This window comes from Prevotella pectinovora (assembly GCF_041323955.1).
Taxonomy (GTDB): domain Bacteria; phylum Bacteroidota; class Bacteroidia; order Bacteroidales; family Bacteroidaceae; genus Prevotella; species Prevotella pectinovora.
Genome location: NZ_JBGLIV010000001.1, coordinates 1,654,980 through 1,674,971 on the forward strand (window position 1 = coordinate 1,654,980; position 19,992 = coordinate 1,674,971).

15 protein-coding genes are annotated in these 19,992 nt (G+C 50.8%); 10 read left to right on the forward strand and 5 right to left on the reverse strand.

All coding sequences use genetic code 11. The annotated features are described in order from the left end of the window. Positions 1 to 106 precede the first annotated feature (106 nt). From ACDC99_RS06575 to xyl3A, 10 genes are all read left to right on the forward strand, one after another. Positions 107 to 949 (forward strand): hypothetical protein, encoded by an 843-nt coding sequence (locus ACDC99_RS06575; protein WP_278841007.1) that lies wholly within the window; start codon positions 107 to 109, stop codon positions 947 to 949. Between the two features lie 408 nt (positions 950 to 1,357). Beyond that, entirely contained in the window at positions 1,358 to 2,392 is a 1,035-nt protein-coding gene (locus ACDC99_RS06580; protein WP_022316399.1) for a CDP-alcohol phosphatidyltransferase family protein, read from the forward strand. A gap of 2 nt (positions 2,393 to 2,394) precedes the next feature. Further along, positions 2,395 to 3,096, forward strand: a complete 702-nt coding sequence (locus ACDC99_RS06585; RefSeq protein WP_370756268.1) for an HAD family hydrolase — start codon at positions 2,395 to 2,397, stop codon at positions 3,094 to 3,096. A 69-nt stretch (positions 3,097 to 3,165) separates the two neighbouring features. After that, the gene (locus ACDC99_RS06590; protein ID WP_370756269.1) at positions 3,166 to 5,724 is read left to right on the forward strand and encodes a DUF5686 family protein; all 2,559 of its coding nucleotides are present in this window, start codon (positions 3,166 to 3,168) and stop codon (positions 5,722 to 5,724) included. A 59-nt stretch (positions 5,725 to 5,783) separates the two neighbouring features. Beyond that, positions 5,784 to 6,080: an ATP-dependent Clp protease adaptor ClpS gene (locus ACDC99_RS06595; RefSeq protein WP_042518824.1), complete on the forward strand. Its 297-nt coding sequence runs from the start codon at positions 5,784 to 5,786 to the stop codon at positions 6,078 to 6,080. A gap of 447 nt (positions 6,081 to 6,527) precedes the next feature. Further along, positions 6,528 to 8,831 (forward strand): AAA family ATPase, encoded by a 2,304-nt coding sequence (locus tag ACDC99_RS06600; RefSeq protein ID WP_288745800.1) that lies wholly within the window; start codon positions 6,528 to 6,530, stop codon positions 8,829 to 8,831. Positions 8,832 to 8,860: 29 nt separating this feature from the next. Then, positions 8,861 to 9,514 carry a leucyl/phenylalanyl-tRNA--protein transferase gene (gene aat, locus ACDC99_RS06605; RefSeq protein WP_370756271.1) on the forward strand — a complete coding sequence of 218 codons (654 nt, stop codon included), beginning with the start codon at positions 8,861 to 8,863 and terminating at the stop codon, positions 9,512 to 9,514. Between the two features lie 221 nt (positions 9,515 to 9,735). After that, positions 9,736 to 11,085, forward strand: a complete 1,350-nt coding sequence (locus ACDC99_RS06610; protein WP_042518820.1) for an ATP-binding protein — start codon at positions 9,736 to 9,738, stop codon at positions 11,083 to 11,085. 53 nt (positions 11,086 to 11,138) lie between these two features. After that, positions 11,139 to 11,519 carry an L-rhamnose mutarotase gene (locus ACDC99_RS06615; protein ID WP_044073503.1) on the forward strand — a complete coding sequence of 127 codons (381 nt, stop codon included), beginning with the start codon at positions 11,139 to 11,141 and terminating at the stop codon, positions 11,517 to 11,519. Between the two features lie 418 nt (positions 11,520 to 11,937). Continuing rightward, complete coding sequence (gene xyl3A, locus ACDC99_RS06620) at positions 11,938 to 14,652, forward strand: xylan 1,4-beta-xylosidase (protein ID WP_370756274.1); 2,715 nt, start codon at positions 11,938 to 11,940, stop codon at positions 14,650 to 14,652. A gap of 826 nt (positions 14,653 to 15,478) precedes the next feature. On the opposite strand, the gene nqrF is transcribed toward xyl3A, so the two are convergent. From nqrF to ACDC99_RS06645, 5 genes are read right to left on the reverse strand one after another with little or no spacing between them, the layout of a single operon-like run. Further along, entirely contained in the window at positions 15,479 to 16,753 is a 1,275-nt protein-coding gene (nqrF, locus tag ACDC99_RS06625; RefSeq protein ID WP_022315611.1) for an NADH:ubiquinone reductase (Na(+)-transporting) subunit F, read from the reverse strand. Between the two features lie 44 nt (positions 16,754 to 16,797). Continuing rightward, a complete protein-coding gene (gene nqrE, locus ACDC99_RS06630; RefSeq protein WP_022315610.1) occupies positions 16,798 to 17,424 on the reverse strand; it encodes an NADH:ubiquinone reductase (Na(+)-transporting) subunit E in 627 nt (208 codons plus the stop codon). Then, positions 17,425 to 18,042, reverse strand: coding sequence for an NADH:ubiquinone reductase (Na(+)-transporting) subunit D (locus ACDC99_RS06635; RefSeq protein WP_022315609.1), 618 nt, complete (start codon positions 18,040 to 18,042; stop codon positions 17,425 to 17,427). Between the two features lie 23 nt (positions 18,043 to 18,065). Then, a complete protein-coding gene (gene nqrC, locus ACDC99_RS06640) occupies positions 18,066 to 18,812 on the reverse strand; it encodes an NADH:ubiquinone reductase (Na(+)-transporting) subunit C (protein WP_044079928.1) in 747 nt (248 codons plus the stop codon). A 23-nt stretch (positions 18,813 to 18,835) separates the two neighbouring features. After that, on the reverse strand, positions 18,836 to 19,987 hold the full coding sequence (locus tag ACDC99_RS06645) for an NADH:ubiquinone reductase (Na(+)-transporting) subunit B (protein ID WP_022315607.1): 1,152 nt from the start codon (positions 19,985 to 19,987) through the stop codon (positions 18,836 to 18,838). Between the last annotated feature and the right edge of the window lie 5 nt (positions 19,988 to 19,992).

Here is a 19,992-nt window from a genome sequence, read left to right on the forward strand (position 1 = left end):
CTCCCCCTAAAGGGAGAGGGACTTGGGTACTTCGGATTATAAGGGGTACTTCGGATTATGAGGGATACTTCGGATTATGAGGGACAAGCGGGGGAAATTATGAATTATGAAAGTGAAGTATGAATTAATCTCCATATATCGGGCTGAGAGGTATTCGCCAAATTCCGTGGAGCGCGACAAAGCCATCATGGATGCGGTATGCGAAAAGCTCAGTACACGATATAACATATATAAAACAAGGGAAGAAGACATCGAGACGGAAGGGATGCCGCTGATGCAGAGACTGCCAGACGCCCATCTGCCACACTCCAGCGCCCCACTACTTGTCCTCTCTATGGCAAGGAGCAGGAAAGCACTCGACATCCTGACGCAGATGGAAGGTGAGGGAGCGAGAGTGATAAACCGTCCGCAACCTGTCCTCAACGCCACAAGGAGCGTCATCGACAGGATGATGAGAGAGAACGACTTTCCCTGTGCCCCACTCCACGGCGACCACGGATGGTGGATAAAGCGAGGCGACGAGGCGGCGCAGGAGAAGGGTGACGTAAGATTTGCTGCCAACGAGAAGGAGAGGGACATCATCACAGAGGAATTCAGAAAGAGAGGAATAACCGACATCGTGACAACGGCACACGTAGACGGCGACCTCGTGAAATTCTACGGTGTGGCAGGAACGGCATTCTTCCACACTACCTACCCGACGGATGGCGGATTCTCGAAGTTCGGCGACGAGAGGCGCAACGGCACATCACGCCACACGTCCTTCGACATTGCCGCCCTGCATAGCGACGCCTCGCGGTTGGCTCAGCTTACGGGAATAGAGGTGTATGGCGGCGACTGCATAGTGAGGTCCGACGGTTCGTATGCCATCATCGACTTCAACGACTGGCCCAGTTTCTCCGTCTGCCGACACGATGCGGCAGAGGCAATAGCGACAATAGCGGAGTGACGTCATCAGCCCCCACCTAACCTCCCCCGTAGGGGAGGGACAGATGGCAATGGCTGTTGACGACTGCTGAGGAAATACAATAGCGAAGTGACCTGCATAGAAAAGACAGTAACGGAGTAACCTCAGAGGAAAGACAATAACGGAGTAACCTCAGAGGAAAGACAATAACGGAGTAACCTGTATAGAAAATACAGTAACAGAGCAACCTGCATCTCCCCTACGGGGGAGAACGAGAGGGGGCTGAAGATGATTAGAGAAGTAACTCCGAATATTGGCATCAGCCCCCACCTAACCTCCCCCGTAGGGGAGGGACAGACAGCAATGGAAGGTGAAGGCTGCTGATAAGACAGCAATGGCTAATAAGGTTGCTGAGGATCTTCAATTAATAAAACAAACAAAACAAACGACATGGCAACATTTAAGGAGATGCTCAAGGCATCAATGAAATCTAAAGATACGGAAGAATGGCTGGACGTGTATTTCACACGACCTATAGGACTGGTGTTCACACTGCTGTGGAAACGCCTCGGAGTTCACCCAACGGTGATAACGATACTCGGCATGATACTCGGAGCAGCGGCAGGATGGATGTTCTGGCATAGCGAACTGGAATATAACATCTGGGGAGTGGTGCTGATGATGCTGAGCAACTTCTGCGACTCCACCGACGGACAGCTGGCACGACTGACAGGAAAGAAGACACTCGTGGGACGAGTGCTCGACGGCTTCTCGGCTGACGTTACATTCTTCTGCGTGTATTTCGCTCTCTCCATGAGAATGATGACCGAACTGATTCCGGGCACCGACGTGACCTGGGGACCATGGATATGGGTGATGGCATTCATGGCAGGCATCATGAGCCACTCGCCGCAATGTCTGCTCTCCGACTACTACCGACAGATACACCTGTTTTTCCTGAAAGGCAAGGAGGGCAGCGAACTCGACAAGTCGGAGGAACAATGGCGGATCTTCCGCGAGCAGCCCAAGAAGGCGCTCTTCTTCCGTGCCTTCTATTACAACTACGCCAAATACTGCGCCACACAGGAGCGACGCACGAAGAATTTCCAGCTCATGATGGCAGAGGCGACAAACCGCTACGGTGCACCGCTGAACCTGCCTGCTGCGCTGAAAGAGGAATTTCTTGCCGGCAGCCGTCCGCTGATGAAATACACCAACCTGCTCACCTTCAACATGAGAGCCATCGCCCTGTATATCGCCTGTCTGATAGACCTGCCATGGCTATATCTGCTGTTTGAAATCGTGGTGATGAACATTATGTATATATACATGCACCATGAGCACGAGAACCTCTGTCACAAGATGGTGCAGAGAATAGTAGCCTGCAGCGAGGCAAAAGCGACGAAGGAAAACGAGAACAAGGAGGAATCCGATGAGAACAAGGAGTCAGAAGACTGCCACAATACAGATATCAAGGAGGACTGACGATGCGGATTAAAGGATTTATCTTTGACTACGGCGGTACGCTCGACACCAGAGGCAACCACTGGGGAAAGGTGTTGTGGCACGGGTATGAGAGAACCGGAGTGCCCGTAGGCGAACAGGATTTCAGAGATGCCTACGTATACGGCGAGCGCACGCTTGCCACCAGTCAGATAGTGAAACCCGACTTCACCTTCCGCGACACACTGCAGGCTAAGATAAGGCTGCAGCTGCAATGGCTGGAGGAGAAGAGGAATCTGGGCGACGCCACAGGATATCTCAAGAGAATCCTCGACGACGTGTATCAGCAGACCATGCAAACGACAAAGGAGTCTGCACTGGTGCTGGAGGAATTGGCAAAGAAATACCCACTCGTGCTCGTGAGCAACTTCTATGGCAATATCGCCACCGTGCTCCGCGAGTTCAGCCTCGACCATCTGTTCGGCGACATCATAGAGTCGGCAGTAGTGGGAATAAGGAAACCCGACGCCCGCATCTTCGCCCTGGGAGTGGAACGGCTCGGCATGAAAGCCGAAGAGGTGGCAGTGGTCGGCGACAGCTACGACAAGGACATCCTGCCCTCCCACTCCATCGGTTGCCACACGATATGGTTCAAAGGCGAAGGATGGACAGACGAGGTGGTGGAGAATCCCGTTGCCGACAAGGTGATAGGGAGTCTGAAGGAGATTCTGTCGCTGGCGGAATGACGGGCGAAGGAGCTCACCTTTGTCTGATGAAGACAACATAAGGATACAATTCCGAAAATCAAGAGAGAAATGAAAAGACTGAAATCATTATTCATATTGCTGCTGCTCTCCACCCTCATGGCGAGCGCACAGCAGATCACCGGTGTCATCGTTGACGAGGCCACCGGCGACAGCATACCCCTTGCCAGCATCAGGTATAAGGGGCACGGCAAATCGTATGTGAGTGACAATGGAGGTCGGTTCACAATAGAGAAGCACGACGGCTGGTATGCCACATTCAGCGCCGTGGGCTATCAAGACCTCAAACTGCTCATAGGCACCAACTCTCCCAACCACATGCGCATCACGCTGAAGCCCGACACCAAGAGTCTGTCGGGAGTGACGGTGAAGTCAAAGCGCAAGAGATACAAGAGAAAGGAAAACCCTGCCGTGGCACTGATGCGACGGGTGATAGCAGCCAAGAAGCGCACCGACATAGAAAATCACGACTTCTTCCAATATGCCAAATACCAGAAGCTGACACTGGCGGTGAACGACATCTCGCCGAAGGAACTGGAAAGGAAGGGCACGAAGAAGACCAACTGGATGGTGAACCAGGTGGAGGCTTGCCCATACAACAACAAGCTGATAATGCCGGTAATGGTTGACGAGACCATCTCGCGGCAGATATACCGCAAGGACCCTCATTCGGAAAAGACAATCATCGTGGGACAGCATATGGACGGCGTGAACAAGTTCATACAGACCGGCGAGGTGATGGGCACAGTGATGAAAGACGTGTTCAGCAACGTGAACATCTACGACGACCAGATACGACTGCTGCAGGCACGCTTCACCAGTCCGATAGGAAAAGACGCCATACAGTTCTACCGCTACTATATCGTAGACACGGTGAAGGTGGAGCGCGACTCGTGTTTCCATCTGCAGTTCCTGCCCAACAACCAACAGGACTTCGGATTCTCCGGCGAACTGTGGATTGTGAAGGACTCCACGCTCCACGTGAAGCGCTGCCATCTGACGCTACCTTCCAAGTCGGGAGTGAACTTCGTGGAGGGCATGCAGATACAGCAGGCTTACACCAAGCTGGACAACGGCGAATGGGTGCTGACGCAAGACGACATGGTGGCGGAGCTGTCACTGCTCAGCGTACTCACCAAGGCGATAGTGATAAGAAACACGCGGATGACAGACTACGGCTTCGACTCCATACCGGCGAAACATTTCAAAGGGAAGCAGAAGGAGATATACCAGCCCGACGCCAAGATCCGCGACAGGATGTTCTGGCAGCAGGTGAGAATGGTGCCGCTGACGAGGTCGGAGGCGAGGATGCCGCAGTTTCTGCGCGACATAGAGAACTCGCGCAACTTCAAATACGCTCTCTTCGCCCTCAAGGTGGCAATAGAGAATTTCGTGGAGACGGGATCGCAGCAGGCACCGAGCAAATTCGACATCGGACCGATAAACACGATGATCACGAGCAACTTCGTTGACGGAACGAGAACGCGACTCAGCGGACAGACTACGGCAAACCTGAACAGGCACTGGTTTCTGAAGGGCTACTACGCCCACGGCTGGGGCAGCAGGAAGAACTACTATAATGCCGACCTCACCTACTCGTTCAACGCCAAGCAGTATCTGCCCCACGAATACCCGAAGCGCACGCTGACACTGTCGTCGTCGCATGACGTATGCTCACCGTCGGACAAGTTCCTGATTACCGACAAGGACAACGTGTTCACATCGCTGAAGTGGACTAAGGTGAAGGAGATGATGTTCTACAACAGACAGCAGCTCGCCTTCGAATACGAATGGTATGGCGGACTGAAGGCTATGGCGAAGCTGAAGACCGAAGAGAATGAGGCGTGCGGCGACCTGAAGTTCATACCGCTGTCGGCAAACGGCGTGGCTCCGGCAGAGCCATGGAAGATACGCACCACGGAGGCCTCGGTGATGCTGAGATATGCACCGGGCGAAACGGTGGTGAACACAAAGCAGAACAGAGTGTCGGTCAACCGCGAGGCTCCTGTCTTCACCATCTCCCACACGATGGGAGTGAAGGGGGTGCTGGGAGGCGACTACAACTACAACTTCACCGAAGCCACGATATACAAGCGCTTCTGGATGAACAGCTGGGGCGACCTGAACGTTGACCTCAGAGGCGGAATACAATGGAACAAGGTGCCGTTCCCGCTGCTAATCATGCCAGCCGCCAACCTGTCGTATCTCGCACAATACGGCACGTTCAACCTCATCAACAACATGGAATTCCTGAACGACCGCTATGCCAGCATCGACGTGTGGTGGAACATGAACGGAAAGATACTTAACCGCATCCCGTTCATCAAGAAGCTCAAGTGGAGGGAGTATATAGGAGTGAAATGTCTGTGGGGTAACCTGACAGAGAAGAACAACCCATACTCTGCCTGTAATATCGGCAACACGCAGCTGATGCAATTCCCCGACGGTGCCAACCTGATGGACAAGAACAAGCCCTATGTGGAAATCGTGGCTGGAGTGAGCAACATCTTCAAGGTGCTCAGCGTGCAGTACGTGAGACGCCTCAACTATCTCGACCTGCCTACGGCTCACAAACAGGGAGTGAGGTTCAAGCTGATGTTCAAGTTCTGACGGAAGGCGGAACAGAGAGAAACAATATCAAATAATCAATAATCAATACCCATACAATAATGCCACAGCAACAATCAGACATAAGACAAAAGACAAGATACAAGAAACCCCGGATGTACAAAGTGACGATGCACAATGACAACATCACGACGATGGAATTCGTAATCAAGGTGCTGATAGAGATATTCCATAGAACTCCCGATGACGCAGAACAGCTGATGCTGAAGATACACCACGAAGGTTCGGCTATGATAGGTGTCTACACCTACGACATGGCACGAACGAAGGTGCGCACCGTCACTCTGATGGCACAGGAGAAGGGCTTTCCGCTCAAGACCACATACGAACCAGAATGATACGGAGAGCAGAAGAATTTAACCCAAATCGGCCATTAGGGCTTGCTTGGATTTTGCTTTTTTAGAAGAGTGGATTTTGTTTGGCTTTTAACCCAAATCGGTCATTAGGGCTTGCTTGGATTTTGCTTTTTTAGAAGAGTGGATTTTGTTTGGCTTTTAATGAGTAATAGCGAGCTATTGCGAATTAAAAACAAGCAAAAGACGCCTTATAAAAAGCAAAAGACTGCAAGCAGTTATTAAAATTATACATTGAACGGACTAATGACCGTTTTGGGTTTAATGAGTAATAGCGAGCTATTGCGAATTAAAAACAGACAAAAGACGCCTTATAAAAAACAAAAGACTGCAAGCAGTCATTAAATAATTCTATAAACGGCCTAATGACCGATTCGGGTTTAAGACTTGGCACAAAAGACAAGACAAAACGGAAACAGAAAGAAGGAAAGTATGGAATTAAGAAACTCACATAGCATAAACAAAGCGGTGGAGACGGCATTGGACATTGCCGTAAGCATGGCACACGAATACATAATGCCGGAGCATCTGCTGATGGGACTGATACAGCAGGAGCCGTTCAAGCTGGCTCTTCAGAAGAGCAGAGTGGACTACAACAAGCTGCATGCAAGACTCACAAAATATCTCAAAGACCAGGACAAGAAGTTTGGCAAATACCAGGTGCCCGTTCCGTCGGCACAGTTTACTGACCTGGTACAAAACGCATGCACCATAGCCAAGAGATTCAAGAAAGAATTCGCCGGCGTGAGAGAATACATTGTGGCACTCGCCAATCTGCAGGACTCTATGGCTGCCTATATACTTGACACCGCAATAGAAGACCATGAGAGCGAATTCATGGAATACCTCACCGAAGCATATCCGCAGTTTCTGGAATATGAAGACGACACTCCCGACCTCGACGATGATGACCTCGACGACGACGATGATATGTTTGACGACGACGGCCAGCCGATGCCGTTCACGAGTCCGGAAGACTGGAAGAGTCTTGTGACCAACATTTCTGAAGTTGCCAAGACCCACACGCCGCTGATAGGCAGAGAGAAGGAGCTGGACAGGACGATACAGGTGATATGCCGGATGGAGAAGAACAACCCTCTGCACGTGGGCGATCCAGGCGTAGGCAAGACGGCATTGATATACGGACTGGCAAACCTGATAAACAAGGGGCAGGTGCCCGACAGGCTGAAGGGTGCCACGATATACGGCATGGACATGGGACAGCTGCTCGCCGGAGCACAGTTCAGGGGCGACTTCGAAAAGCGTCTGAAACTGATCCTCGACGGTGCGAGCAAGGAGAAATCCATACTCTATCTCGACGAGATACACAACATCATCGGCGCCGGCAGAGGCAGCGACGGTGGTCCCGACGCCTCCAACATCCTCAAGCCTTATCTTGAGAGCGGCGCAATATGCTTCGTGGGTGCCACCACGCATGAGGAATACAACCGCAAGATGCTCAAGGACGGTGCAGTGACGCGCCGTTTCCAGACCATCGACATCAAGGAGCCTTCGGTTGAGGAGGCGATAAAGATAGTAACCGGACTGCAGCCGAGCCTGCAGAAATACCACAAGGTGTCGTATCGCAAGGAGGCTCTGGAATATGCCGTGACAGCCAGTGCGAAGCATATATCAGGACGCTGCCTGCCCGACAAGGCCATCGACCTTCTCGACGAGGCGGGGGCTTATCTGGAGGTACACCCAGTGGAGAACCGCCGCCGGTCGTGGGTGACGAAAAGCCTCATCGACGACATCCTCGTCAAGGTGTGCAAGATTCAGGCTACGGCTCTCAAGGAGGAGGACAACGGGGCGCTGATGACCCTGCGCGAGAGGATGCTCGAAAGCATCTACGGACAGGACAAGGCGATTGACGAAGTGACGGAGGCGGTGATGATGGCTAAAGCAGGTCTCACCGAAGACGACAAACCGCTCGCCTCGCTGCTCTTCGTCGGTCCTACGGGAGTGGGAAAGACGGAGGTGGCACGTATGCTCTCAAAAGTGCTCGGAGTGGAGCTCGTGCGCTTCGACATGTCGGAATACACGGAGAAACACGCCGTGGCGAAACTTATCGGTTCGCCGGCGGGATACGTGGGATATGAGGACGGCGGTCTGCTCACCGACGCCATCAGGAAGACTCCAAACTGCGTGCTGCTGCTCGACGAGATTGAGAAAGCTCACAGCGACATATACAACATACTGCTGCAGGTGATGGACTATGCCCGTCTGACCGACAACCGCGGACAGAAGGCTGACTTCCGCAACGTGATCCTCATAATGACATCAAACGCCGGAGCACAGTTCGCCGCACAGGCCAACGTGGGATTCACGGGAAATGTGACGAAAGGTGAGGCGATGATGAAGCAGGTGAAGAAGACTTTCAAGCCGGAGTTCATCAACCGACTCAGCGACATCGTGGTGTTCAACGAGATGGACAAGAACATGGCACGCCTGATCCTCAACAAGAAGCTGAAGGAACTGAAGGACAAGGTGGCTGCAAAGGAACTGACCCTGAAGATCAGCGACGCTGCCTTCGAACACATGCTCGGGAAGTGTTTCACCAAGGAATATGGAGCGAGAGAGGCTGACCGCGTGATTGCCCACGAACTGAAACCGCTGATAATGCGCGAGATTCTGTTTGGAAAGAGAAAGAAGGGCAGCACTCTGGCAGTGGACTTCAACAATGGCGTGATGGCTGTCAGAAGCGGTTCAAAAAGCCAGTCGGCAGATAATGCATAAACCACAAACCGTAACGGCATACTGACAATATGATATTCGGATTAGACTCCACAATAGCCTTCCCCGACCCGAGGCTGGGCGAAGACGACGGACTGTTTGCCGTGGGCGGCGACCTGAGCATCGACCGCCTGCTGCTGGCATACAGCAACGGCATATTCCCATGGTACAGTTTCCGCGACTGCAAGGAAATATGGTGGTACTGTCCCATGGACCGCTTCGTGATATTCCCCGACAAGATACACGTGAGCCACTCCATGCGCACTCTGATGAGGAAGCAGGAATACTCCGTGAGCATCAACCGCGACTTCGACGGAGTGATAAGCAACTGCAGTCAGCTGCGCTACAACGAGGCTGGAGCATGGCTCGGCGAAGATATGATAAAGGCATACAAGGCGCTACACGAACAGGGCTTCGCTGCCAGCGTGGAGGTGTGGGACAAGGACGACAGGCTCGTAGGCGGTCTCTACGGTGTGAACATCGGAGCGGCTTTCTTCGGTGAGAGCATGTTCTCACTCGTGCCGTCGGCTTCGAAACTGGCACTGATAGAGTTGGCAAACATCATGAAGGACAATGGCGGCAAGCTCATCGACTGCCAGTTTGAGACTCCTCACCTGAAGACCATGGGCGGCGAGCATATCTCCTACGACGAATATATGAAGATTCTGCAACAAACAAATATATAGTCACAAATAATAACAGTCTTATAGCACCACCAATAAGTTTTCAACGTTACACTTGCAAAAAATCTCAAAAAGGTGTATATTTGCACTGCGATAAATCTCAAAAAGGTGTATATATGCGCAATTAAAAATCTCAAAAAGGTGTATATTGGCACAGTCAAAAATCTCAAAAAGGTGTATCGTATAGGGGATAGATATTTTGAATAGGTGTAAAAGGCGTTACTATGAAGAGAAAAATATACAAACAGCTCCTTGACTGGAAGGAGAAAAGAAACGGCGAAGTGGCATTGCTCATAGAGGGTGCACGACGCATCGGTAAGAGTTATATCGTAGAAGAGTTCGGCAAGAATGAATACGAGTCATATATTCTCATCGACTTCAACAAGGCTCCGCAAATGGTCAGAGACTGGTTCGACCTCTATTTGGAAGACCTTGATATGCTGTTTCTCTATCTGAGTCAGCATTACAAGGTGAGGCTACACGAACGCAAGTCGCTTATCATTCTTGACGAGGTGCAGCTGTGTCCTAGGGCGAGAGCTGCCATCAAGTTCTTGGTGAAAGATGGTAGATATGACTACATTGAGACCGGATCGCTGGTAAGCATTAAGAAAAATACGCAGGGCATCGTACTACCATCCGAAGAGCGCCCTATACAGATGTACCCAATGGACTTTGAAGAGTTTCTATGGGCCACTGGTAACGACATGCTGATGGACTTGATACGTAAGATGTATGCAGAAAAGAAGCCAATGGGACAGGCTTTCCATCGTCAGGCTATGGATGTATTTCGTCTCTATATGATAGTGGGAGGAATGCCACAAGCCGTCAAGAAGTATGTAGAGACGAAAGATTTCGATGCCGTAGATGCCGCCAAGCGCGACGTGCTGACCATCTACCGTAACGACATCTTCAATTACGCAAGTGAGATTGCCGACAAGGTGGTGTCTGTTTTCGATCAGATTCCTCCTCAACTTTCAACGCATGAGAAAAAGTTCCGTCTGTCAGCTCTAAAACCAGGTGCAAAATATCGTGATTGGGATGATGCTTTCTTCTGGCTGAAGGACGCAAGAGTTGTCAACATCTGCTACAACTCGACTGAGCCGAACATCGGACTGAAGATGAATGAAGACCGTACCACTCTGAAGTGCTACATGAACGATACGGGCTTATTAATCAGTCACGCTTTTGACGAAAAGGGTATTGTCTCGTCAGAGATTTATCAGAAACTGCTCTTTGGAAAACTTGAGGTGAACGAAGGGATGCTCATTGAGAATATTGTGGCACAAATGCTGACTGCCAGCGGCAACAAACTCTTTTTCTATAGTAAGTCATCCGAAGAAGCCGAAAACCGTATGGAGATAGACTTCTTGCTCCAAAAGGACAAAGTGACAACACGTCATAATATTCGCCCGATAGAAGTAAAAAGTGGCAAGAACTATACATTGTCTTCCATAACAAAGTGTATGAAGAAGTTTGGAGAATACATGACCTCTCCTACGGTTTTGCATGCAGCCGACTACAAGGTGGAAGATGGTATCACATATCTTCCGCTTTACATGACACCATTATTGTGAATAAAGAAGCTAATATACAAGCATTGAATGATTACAACTAACAGAATACTATTATGAACACGGAAGGATACAAGAGCAAGGAGTACGGACAGCCAACGAAGCGTTTCGTACAGACCATGCAACTGAAAGACGACTCAGAACTGATGAAGGAATACCGCAAGGCTCACGACAAGGATCATTTCTGGCGAGAGATAGAAGAGGGAATAAAAGCAGTGGGAATACTGGAGATGGAGATATACATCCTTGGCAACCGTCTTGTGATGATCGTCGACGCTCCGCTTGACTTCTGCTGGGACGAGGCGATGGCGCGTCTTGCCACCCTGCCCCGACAGGAGGAATGGGAACGCCATGTGGCGATGTTCCAGGAATGTGCCGCCGATGCCACGTCTGACCAGAAATGGCAGATGATGGAAAGGATGTTCTATCTGTATTGACATAAAAGCCTCATTCCATGGATACTTTTGTCCATTTTGGGGCACGGTGCTTGCCCAACAGGGGCAAGCTGCTTTCTCAACAGGGGCAAGCTGCTTGCCCCACTTGGGCACGGATAGTAATCATTTCCTTTACATTTTGTTGTCCTTGCCAAGGATTGTGATTTGGCTATTTGCAAAATGAAAAAGACCAACCGGAATAGGGTCTTTATGCAGGTCTTACCTGACAGCAACAGTATATTCTTATCACACGCACTGAAAAGGGTGCGTCACAGACTTATGACACACCCTCCTCAATCATTTATGCGAAATTGTTATTTGACTTCAATATTCTTGGTAGCCTTTGTCTCCTCCTTAGGAGTAAGCTTTGGAATCCTCAAAAAAAAATGTGTAACTTGGTCACCAACTTAAAAATCAATGCATGAATCAAATAAATTATAAAAAATCAATAAAGAAACAACTACTTTCTATGGCGATGCTGATGGCGATGTCGCTTTCAGCCAGTGCCCAGCAACTGCTTCCTTATCAGAATACGAACCTTTCTGTTGAGGCTAGAGCCAATGATTTGCTTTCCCGTCTTACCTTGGAAGAGAAGATGAAGTTGATGATGGATACTTCGCCAGCCATTGCCCGATTGGGCATTCCACAGTTTCAATGGTGGAACGAGGCGCTGCATGGAGTGGGACGAAACGGATTTGTTACCGTTTTTCCTATCACGATGCACATGGCGGCTTCGTGGGACGATACCTTATTATATAAGGTGTTTACTGCCGTGAGCGATGAGGCAAGAGCCAAGGCGCAGGAGGCGAAGAAGAGCGGCAACATCAAGCGCTACCAGAGTCTGAGTTTCTGGACTCCGAATATCAATATCTTCCGCGACCCACGATGGGGACGTGGACAGGAAACTTATGGAGAAGATCCTTATCTGACCACAAGAATGGGACTTGCTGTGGTGAATGGTTTGCAGGGACAGACCTTTGATGGCAAACCGATGTCGGCTCCGGGAGTTCTGGCTCCGGCTTCCTCACAGGCTCCCCAATACGTCAAGCTCCTGGCCTGTGCCAAGCATTTTGCCGTTCATAGTGGTCCGGAATGGAACCGGCACAGTTTCAATGTAGAGGATTTGCCTGAGCGTGATTTGTGGGAGACTTATCTGCCTGCCTTCAAATCACTGGTGCAGGATGCAAATGTGGCAGAGGTGATGTGCGCCTATCAGCGGATTGACGGAGCACCTTGTTGCAGCAATGCCAGGTATGAACGACAGATTCTTCGTGATGAATGGGGATTCAAGGGATTGATAACTTCCGATTGCGGAGCCATCAACGACTTTTATGTGCCCGGCCGACATGGTACGGCGAAGACTCCGGCTGAGGCTACGGCGCAGGCAATTGGTGCCGGAACCGACGTGGAATGCGGAAGCGTTTACCGTTCGCTTCCTGAGGCGGTGAAGACAGGAATGATAAGCGAGGAAAAGGTGAACGAGAGCTTGAAGCGCCTGCTGATAGCCCGTTTCCGCCTGGGTGATTTCGATCAGGACAAGAACGTGCCTTGGACTCAGATTCCATCTTCCGTCATCGCCAGCAAGGCGCATAAGGATTTGGCTGAGAAGATGGCAGAAGAGGGAATCGTGCTTCTTCAGAACCGGAAAAATCTTCTGCCGCTGAAATCAGCAGGAATGAAGATCGTCGTGATGGGGCCAAATGCCAACGATTCCATCATGCAATGGGGCAACTATTCGGGTTATCCTACTTCTACCACCACCATCCTGCAGGGCATAAGAAAATATGTGAAGGAAGCCAAGTATATTCCTGCCTGCACGTTGACAAGAAATGAAGTTTCAGAAAGCCGATTCAATCTCCTGACTTCTGCCGATGGTAGCAAGGGGATGAAGGCTACTTATTGGAACAATTCTGAGATGAAGGGCGAGCCGGTGGCTACAGCCATGATGACTTCGCCTATCAACCAGAGCAATGGTGGAAATACCGTCTTTGCACCGGGAGTGAATCTTACGGATTTCTCTGCCCGATACGAGGGCGTGTTTACTCCGGAAGAGGATGAAACCTTGAACGTCAGAATGGGGTGCGATGATGGTTACCGGCTCATCATTGATGGCGATACGGTGGCGAATGTATGGAAGGGACGTGCCCGTGTGCAGATGCTCAACAAGCCAATTTCCGTGAAGGCGGGAAAGCCGATGAAGATACAGGTGGATTATTTCCAGAAGACCGATATGGCGGTGATGCAGTTTGACATTGTGAAGAACTATACGCCAACCGAGTCTCAGCTTCTGGCTGAGGTTGGCGATGCTGACGTGGTGGTTTTCGTAGGCGGAATCTCTCCTAGTCTTGAGGGTGAGGAGATGAAGGTTTCTGAGCCGGGTTTCAAGGGTGGCGACAGAACTGATATCGAATTGCCTCAGGCTCAGCGCAAGGTGATGGAGATGTTGCATCGGGCTGGCAAGCGAGTGGTGTTCGTCAACTGTTCAGGCAGTGCCATTGCCATGGTTCCAGAAACAGAGAATGCGGAATCTATCCTTCAGGCTTGGTATCCGGGCGAACGGGGTGGAGAAGCCGTGGCAAAGGTACTCTTTGGCGAGGTGAATCCATCGGGCAAGCTTCCGGTAACCTTCTATAAGAGCGTGAATGATCTTCCTGATTTCCTCGATTATACGATGAAGAATCGCACCTACCGTTACTTTAGGGGCGAGACTCTCTTCCCATTCGGACATGGATTGAGCTATACATCGTATGAATATGGAAAGCCGACATTGAAGAAAGTTAAGAGTGAAGAACGAAGAGTGAAGAATGAAGAACGAAAAATGAAGAATTCTTCGGCTTATTCCTTGAGTTTCTCTTTATCTAATAAAGGTAATAGGGAAGGAACGGAAGTGGCTCAGGTTTACATCCGTAGAATGGATGATGCTGAGGGTCCTATCAAGACCTTGAAAGCTTTCAAGCGAATTACTTTGAAGGCAGGCGAGAAGCAGCAGGTAACCATCAGTCTGCCTCGTCAGAGTTTCGAAGGTTGGGATTCCCAGACCAATACCATGCGTGTGGTTCCCGGCAAATATCAGATCTTCGTAGGTGGTTCGAGTGCCGATGCTGCGAAGAATGTGATAGAAGTGAAAGTGAAATAAAATGCTTCAAGAGGGTGTGTCATAAGTCTGTGACGCACCCCTTTTTATTTTTTGCCTTTTCACAGATACGAAATCTTTAAAAAACATTTTTATTTATCGAGTAGGAGGTAAACACTAATCATAGGTGTTTATCTCCTACTTTCATGTTTACCGACCTCTCACACCACCGTACATGCGGTTCCGCATACGGCGGTTTCGTGCTTTTACACCTCACGGTGTGTGACAAGTTGTTTTCAGTCATCCCTTCGAGATACGTCACTTCTATTCTATTGTCGGATTCCGTCCTATCTTGTAAATAGAGAGTTCCTTTTCGGACATCTGACTACAAAAGACTCTCAAGGTAGCAGTCATTTACTGTTACACTGCACGATTCAGTCCTTCCCTATAGGCACACGTGCCTTGGGTACTATGACCTCTGCTGACTTCTCACGGCAAGCTTTACTCCGTCATGGTGCATCGAATAACTCATCTTCACCCATGCGTCCGTGAGACCTCACTAGTTAAGCATATTGTCTTTCCATCTTATACCCACTTGATTTACTACATGCAGTTCCGAGTAGTTATTGGACTTTGACTCTTTTTGCAGCCTTATCCCTGTAAGTAGCCTTATATCAAGTTTCTGTGCGTTGGGTCAGATATTTGCCGCTGACTTCTTTCAGATTCCGCGTCACCACGGACACCCTTGTCTCTCTGGCTAGACGATTCCCACTACTAGGGCTCGTAAGGGACTTGCACCCATTAGACAACACACATGCTAGTCAAACAAAAAGGGTGCGTCACAGACATATGACACACCCTCTTTATTGTTGTCGGAGGTCTGTTCTTATTATCCTCCGAAATTATCGAAACGAATCATATCGTCTTCCACTCCGAGTGAATGCAGAAGGTCGAGCACGGTCTTCGCCATCATTGGCGGTCCGCAGAGATAATACTCACAATCCTCAGGGTCCTCATGCTGCTTGAGATAGGTGTCGCCCATCACAGGAGCCACGAAGCCCGGCGTATACTTCACTCCCGCTGCATCTGCCTTCGGGTCCGGACGGTCGAGGGCGAGGTGGAAATGGAAGTTAGGATATTCCTTCTCCAGCTGCAGGAAGTCGTCGAGGAACGGTATCTCCTCCAGTGCACGCGCTCCATAGAAATAGTGCATCTCACGGTCACGGCAGTTTCTCGTTCTCAGCATATGCATGATCTGAGCACGCAGCGGAGCCATTCCGGCGCCTCCGCCCACCCATATCATCTCGCGCTTGGTGTCGTATTGCGGACGGAACTCACCATAAGGTCCCGACATGACGACCTTGTCGCCCGGCTTCAGCGAGAAGATGTATGACGAGGCGATACCCGGACTGACATCAAGGAATCCCTTGCCCTGGTCTTTCGGTTTGAAAGGCGGCGTGGCGATACGAACGTTGAGCATGATGATGTCGCCCTCATCGGGATAGTTTGCCATAGAATAAGCACGGATGGTAGGCTCGGTGTTCTTGCATTTCAGCGAGAAGAGTCCGAAGTCTTTCCATGCCTGCATATATGTATCGCCGATAAGCGACTTGTCGATATCCTTGTCGAAATCCATGTCGAAGGCTGGAATACGGATCTGAGCGTAGGATCCCGGTTCGAAGTGCATGTGCTCTCCCTTTGGCAGAGCCACGGTGAACTCCTTGATGAAGGTGGCAACGTTGCGGTTTTCTATCACCGTGCATTCCCATTCCTTCACTCCCATCACCTCTTCGGGCACCTTCACTTCCATGTCGCCCTTCACCTTCACCTGGCATCCCAGACGCCAGTTGTCTTTAATCTCCTTGCGCGAGAAATGCGGTTTCTCGGAATCGAGAATCTCGCCGCCTCCACGCAGCACCTGGAGTTTGCACTGTCCGCAGCTTGCCTTTCCGCCGCAAGCCGACGGCAGATGGATGCCGTTGTCGTTGAGGGAGTTCATCACAGTGTCGCCCTGCTCCACTTCAATCACGTTGGAGCCATTGACGGTGATTGTCACCTTGCCGCTCGGACTAAGATATTTCTTTGCGACCAGCAGCACTATCACGAGCACGAGTATCACTGCAAGGAATACTCCGATGCTGGCCAATATATAACTGATGTTCATTGTTTGAATTCTGTTAAAGTTATTCTGTCAACTTATCTACTCGTCTATATTTTCAATCCCGAGAAACACATCATCGCTATCGCCATGAGTCCTACGACGATAAACGAGATTCCGAGTCCCTGTAATGGCTTCGGCACATCGCTATACTGCATCTTCTCCCTTATGGCTCCCATGCTCACGATGGCGAGAATCCATCCCAGACCAGAACCGAGGGCATATACGAAGGCGTCGCCCACGCTGCCCAGATACTGGGTGTTTGAAGGGTCGAGGTTGATGCGCTGCTGCATGAAGAGCGACGCTCCCATGATGGCACAGTTAACGGCGATGAGGGGCAGGAAGATACCGAGCGCTCCATAGAGAGTCGGCGAGAAACGTTCAACCACCATCTCCACCAGCTGCACGATGCCGGCGATTACCGCGATGAAGAGGATAAACGAGAGATAGCTAAGGTCTACCCCCTTGATGATACAGTCGGGGCCGAGCACCTTGGTCTGCAACAGGTAGTTGGCAGGCACGGTGACCACGAGCACGAACGTCACGGCGACGCCGAGACCGAGCGATGTCTTCACGTTCTTGGATACGGCAAGGAACGAGCACATGCCGAGGAAGAATGCGAAAATCATGTTGTCCACGAAGATGGACCTAAAGAAAAGGTTTATCAAGTGTTCCATTTACTTCTCCTCCTTGTAAAAATAAGCACGATGAATCCATATCACCACTCCGATGAGGATGAGCGCCATGGCAGGCATGGTCATCGTTCCGTTGTTCAAATATCCCATTTCGTAAACACTCTTTGGCAGGATTTCAAATCCGAGCAGCGTTCCTCTGCCGAGCAGCTCTCTCACCGCTCCCACCACCACGAGGATGATGCCGTAGCCGAGTCCGTTGGCGAAACCGTCGACAAACGACGGCCAGGGCTTGTTCTGCATGGCGAAAGCCTCAAGACGACCCATAAGGATACAGTTGGTGATGATGAGACCTACGTAGACAGAGAGTTCCACGCTGACATCATAGACGTATGCCTTGAGCACCTGGCTCACGATGGTAACGAGGGCTGCCACCACAACGAGCTGCACCACGATACGGATACGCGTTGGCACGGTGTTGCGGATAAGCGAGATGATGAGGTTGCTGAATGCCGTGATCACGGTCACGGCAAGTCCCATCACAAGGGCAGGCTTGAGCTGCGACGTGACGGCGAGTGCCGAACAGATACCGAGCACCTGAACGAGCACCGGGTTCATGAAATTGAGAGGCGCTGTGAAAACGCTTTTTATTTTATTTTCCATATTATCATTGCTTCTTTAAATGATTACTTTTTCTCACCGTCGCCAGCGTCGTTGGCTTCAGTCTGTGAGGTCTGTCCGGCGAAGAGTTTCCTGTATTTTGCGAAGCCCTCCTGCAACATGTCGCTCACTCCCACCGAGGTGAGGGTAGCTCCCGTAACGGCGTCGACCTCGCAGCTCTTGTCTTTTACTTCGCTCGCCTTCTTCACCTTTATCACCGGTTTGCCGTCGGCGCCATAGATGGTCTTTCCGCGGAAGAGGTCCTGCCAAGCCTTTGAATCCTTGATTTCGGCTCCCAGTCCGGCTGTCTCGCCCTCATGGTTGAAGTATGCGCCATAGATGGTGTTGCAGTCTTCGTTCACGGCGATATATCCCCAGATTGGTCCCCAGAGTCCCATACCGTAAACAGGCACCACGAATTTGTGCTTGCCGTCTACGGTGCAGTAATAAACTGCGAGTTTGCCTGCCTTGTAGTCGGCGCTGTTGAGAAGGAATCCTGCAGTCTCGCCACCTTTTCCGCCCTTGGCTATCTCTTTGCCGTCGGCATTGATGACAGCGTCGCGGTCTACCACTTTTGCATACTGTTCGGCACTCTCCTGGTCGGAGAGGTTGCGGATGTTGAGGGCGGCAAGTATCTGCTTCTTCTTGTCGAGCGCCACGTTGACGTCTTGCGCCGGCTTCAGCGAACTGCTCACAAAGGCGAGCAGGAAAGCCACCACTACAACCATTATGCAGCTGTATGCTATGATGTATGTATTGCTATTCTTGTTCATAATCAGTATTTTATACCTTATTGTTATTTCTTGGCTCGTTTCATTCTCTTGCTGATGTTTGCCTCAACAACATAGAAGTCGATTGCCGGAGCCATCATGTTGCCGAAGAGGATGGCGAGCATCATTCCCTCTGGATATCCGGGGTTCATCACTCTGATGATTACGGCGAGTGCGCCGATGAGTATGCCGTATATCCATTTGCCGGTCTCGGTGCGTGCCGATGTCACAGGGTCTGTAGCCATGAACACCGCACCGAAGCAGAATCCGCCCAGCACAATATGCTCATACCACTCCACAGGGGTCTGTCCTGTGGCCTGGAAAATCGCTGCCATCACGCCTCCGCCGAGGAACACGCTGAGCATAGTCTTCCATGAGGCGATGCCTGTCCAGAGGAGTATCACGGCTCCGATGGCTATCGCTATGACACTGGTCTCGCCGATACTGCCGGGAATGAGTCCCACGATGCTGTCGAAAAGCGATGCCGACGGTGCAGAGCCCTGTGCCATCTGTCCGAGAGGAGTGGCGCAGGTGAAGGCGTCGGGCAGCGTGTTGCCGAGTCCGAAGATACTGTCGGTGGCAACCCACACCGAGTCGCCGCTCATCTTCGTAGGATAAGAGAAGAAGAGGAACGCACGGGCGAGAAGTGCCACGTTGAAGATATTCATACCGGTACCGCCGAAGATTTCCTTACCGAAGATTACGGCGAATGCCACTGCGATGGCGATACACCACAACGGGCAGCCAACGGGGAGAATCATCGGGATGATGATACCGCTGACGAGGTAGCCTTCCTGTATCTCCTCACCTTTCCACTGTGCCCAGGCAAATTCTATTCCCAGACCTACCACATAGCTGACGAGCAGCTTGGGCAGCATCACGAGAAATCCGTAGGCAAACATCTCCAGGAGGGTGCCTGTCTGGTGTGCTGCGGCATAGTTCTGGTAGCCGATGTTATACATTCCGAATAGGAGTGCCGGCAGCAGTGCGATTACCACCATACTCATTATTCGCTTTGAGTCAATGGCATCGTGGATATTGGTGCCGCTCTTCGATGTGGTGTTCGGGACATATAGGAATGTCTCGAAGCCATCGAAGACGCTGCGCAGCGAATGCAGCTTGCCGCCTTCTTCGAAGTTCGGCTTTATTTTGTTCAGATAGTTTCTTAAAAATGACATGGTCT

What these genes read in the sequence shown, in the direction of transcription:
- ACDC99_RS06575 (WP_278841007.1), top strand. Translation starts at nt 107, where the DNA reads ATGAAAGTGAAGTATGAATTAATCTCCATATATCGGGCTGAGAGGTAT.
- ACDC99_RS06580 (WP_022316399.1), top strand. Translation starts at nt 1,358, where the DNA reads ATGGCAACATTTAAGGAGATGCTCAAGGCATCAATGAAATCTAAAGAT.
- ACDC99_RS06585 (WP_370756268.1), top strand. Translation starts at nt 2,395, where the DNA reads ATGCGGATTAAAGGATTTATCTTTGACTACGGCGGTACGCTCGACACC.
- ACDC99_RS06590 (WP_370756269.1), top strand. Translation starts at nt 3,166, where the DNA reads ATGAAAAGACTGAAATCATTATTCATATTGCTGCTGCTCTCCACCCTC.
- ACDC99_RS06595 (WP_042518824.1), top strand. Translation starts at nt 5,784, where the DNA reads ATGCCACAGCAACAATCAGACATAAGACAAAAGACAAGATACAAGAAA.
- ACDC99_RS06600 (WP_288745800.1), top strand. Translation starts at nt 6,528, where the DNA reads ATGGAATTAAGAAACTCACATAGCATAAACAAAGCGGTGGAGACGGCA.
- aat (WP_370756271.1), top strand. Translation starts at nt 8,861, where the DNA reads ATGATATTCGGATTAGACTCCACAATAGCCTTCCCCGACCCGAGGCTG.
- ACDC99_RS06610 (WP_042518820.1), top strand. Translation starts at nt 9,736, where the DNA reads ATGAAGAGAAAAATATACAAACAGCTCCTTGACTGGAAGGAGAAAAGA.
- ACDC99_RS06615 (WP_044073503.1), top strand. Translation starts at nt 11,139, where the DNA reads ATGAACACGGAAGGATACAAGAGCAAGGAGTACGGACAGCCAACGAAG.
- xyl3A (WP_370756274.1), top strand. Translation starts at nt 11,938, where the DNA reads ATGAATCAAATAAATTATAAAAAATCAATAAAGAAACAACTACTTTCT.
- nqrF (WP_022315611.1), bottom strand. Translation starts at nt 16,753, where the DNA reads ATGAACATCAGTTATATATTGGCCAGCATCGGAGTATTCCTTGCAGTG.
- nqrE (WP_022315610.1), bottom strand. Translation starts at nt 17,424, where the DNA reads ATGGAACACTTGATAAACCTTTTCTTTAGGTCCATCTTCGTGGACAAC.
- ACDC99_RS06635 (WP_022315609.1), bottom strand. Translation starts at nt 18,042, where the DNA reads ATGGAAAATAAAATAAAAAGCGTTTTCACAGCGCCTCTCAATTTCATG.
- nqrC (WP_044079928.1), bottom strand. Translation starts at nt 18,812, where the DNA reads ATGAACAAGAATAGCAATACATACATCATAGCATACAGCTGCATAATG.
- ACDC99_RS06645 (WP_022315607.1), bottom strand. Translation starts at nt 19,987, where the DNA reads ATGTCATTTTTAAGAAACTATCTGAACAAAATAAAGCCGAACTTCGAA.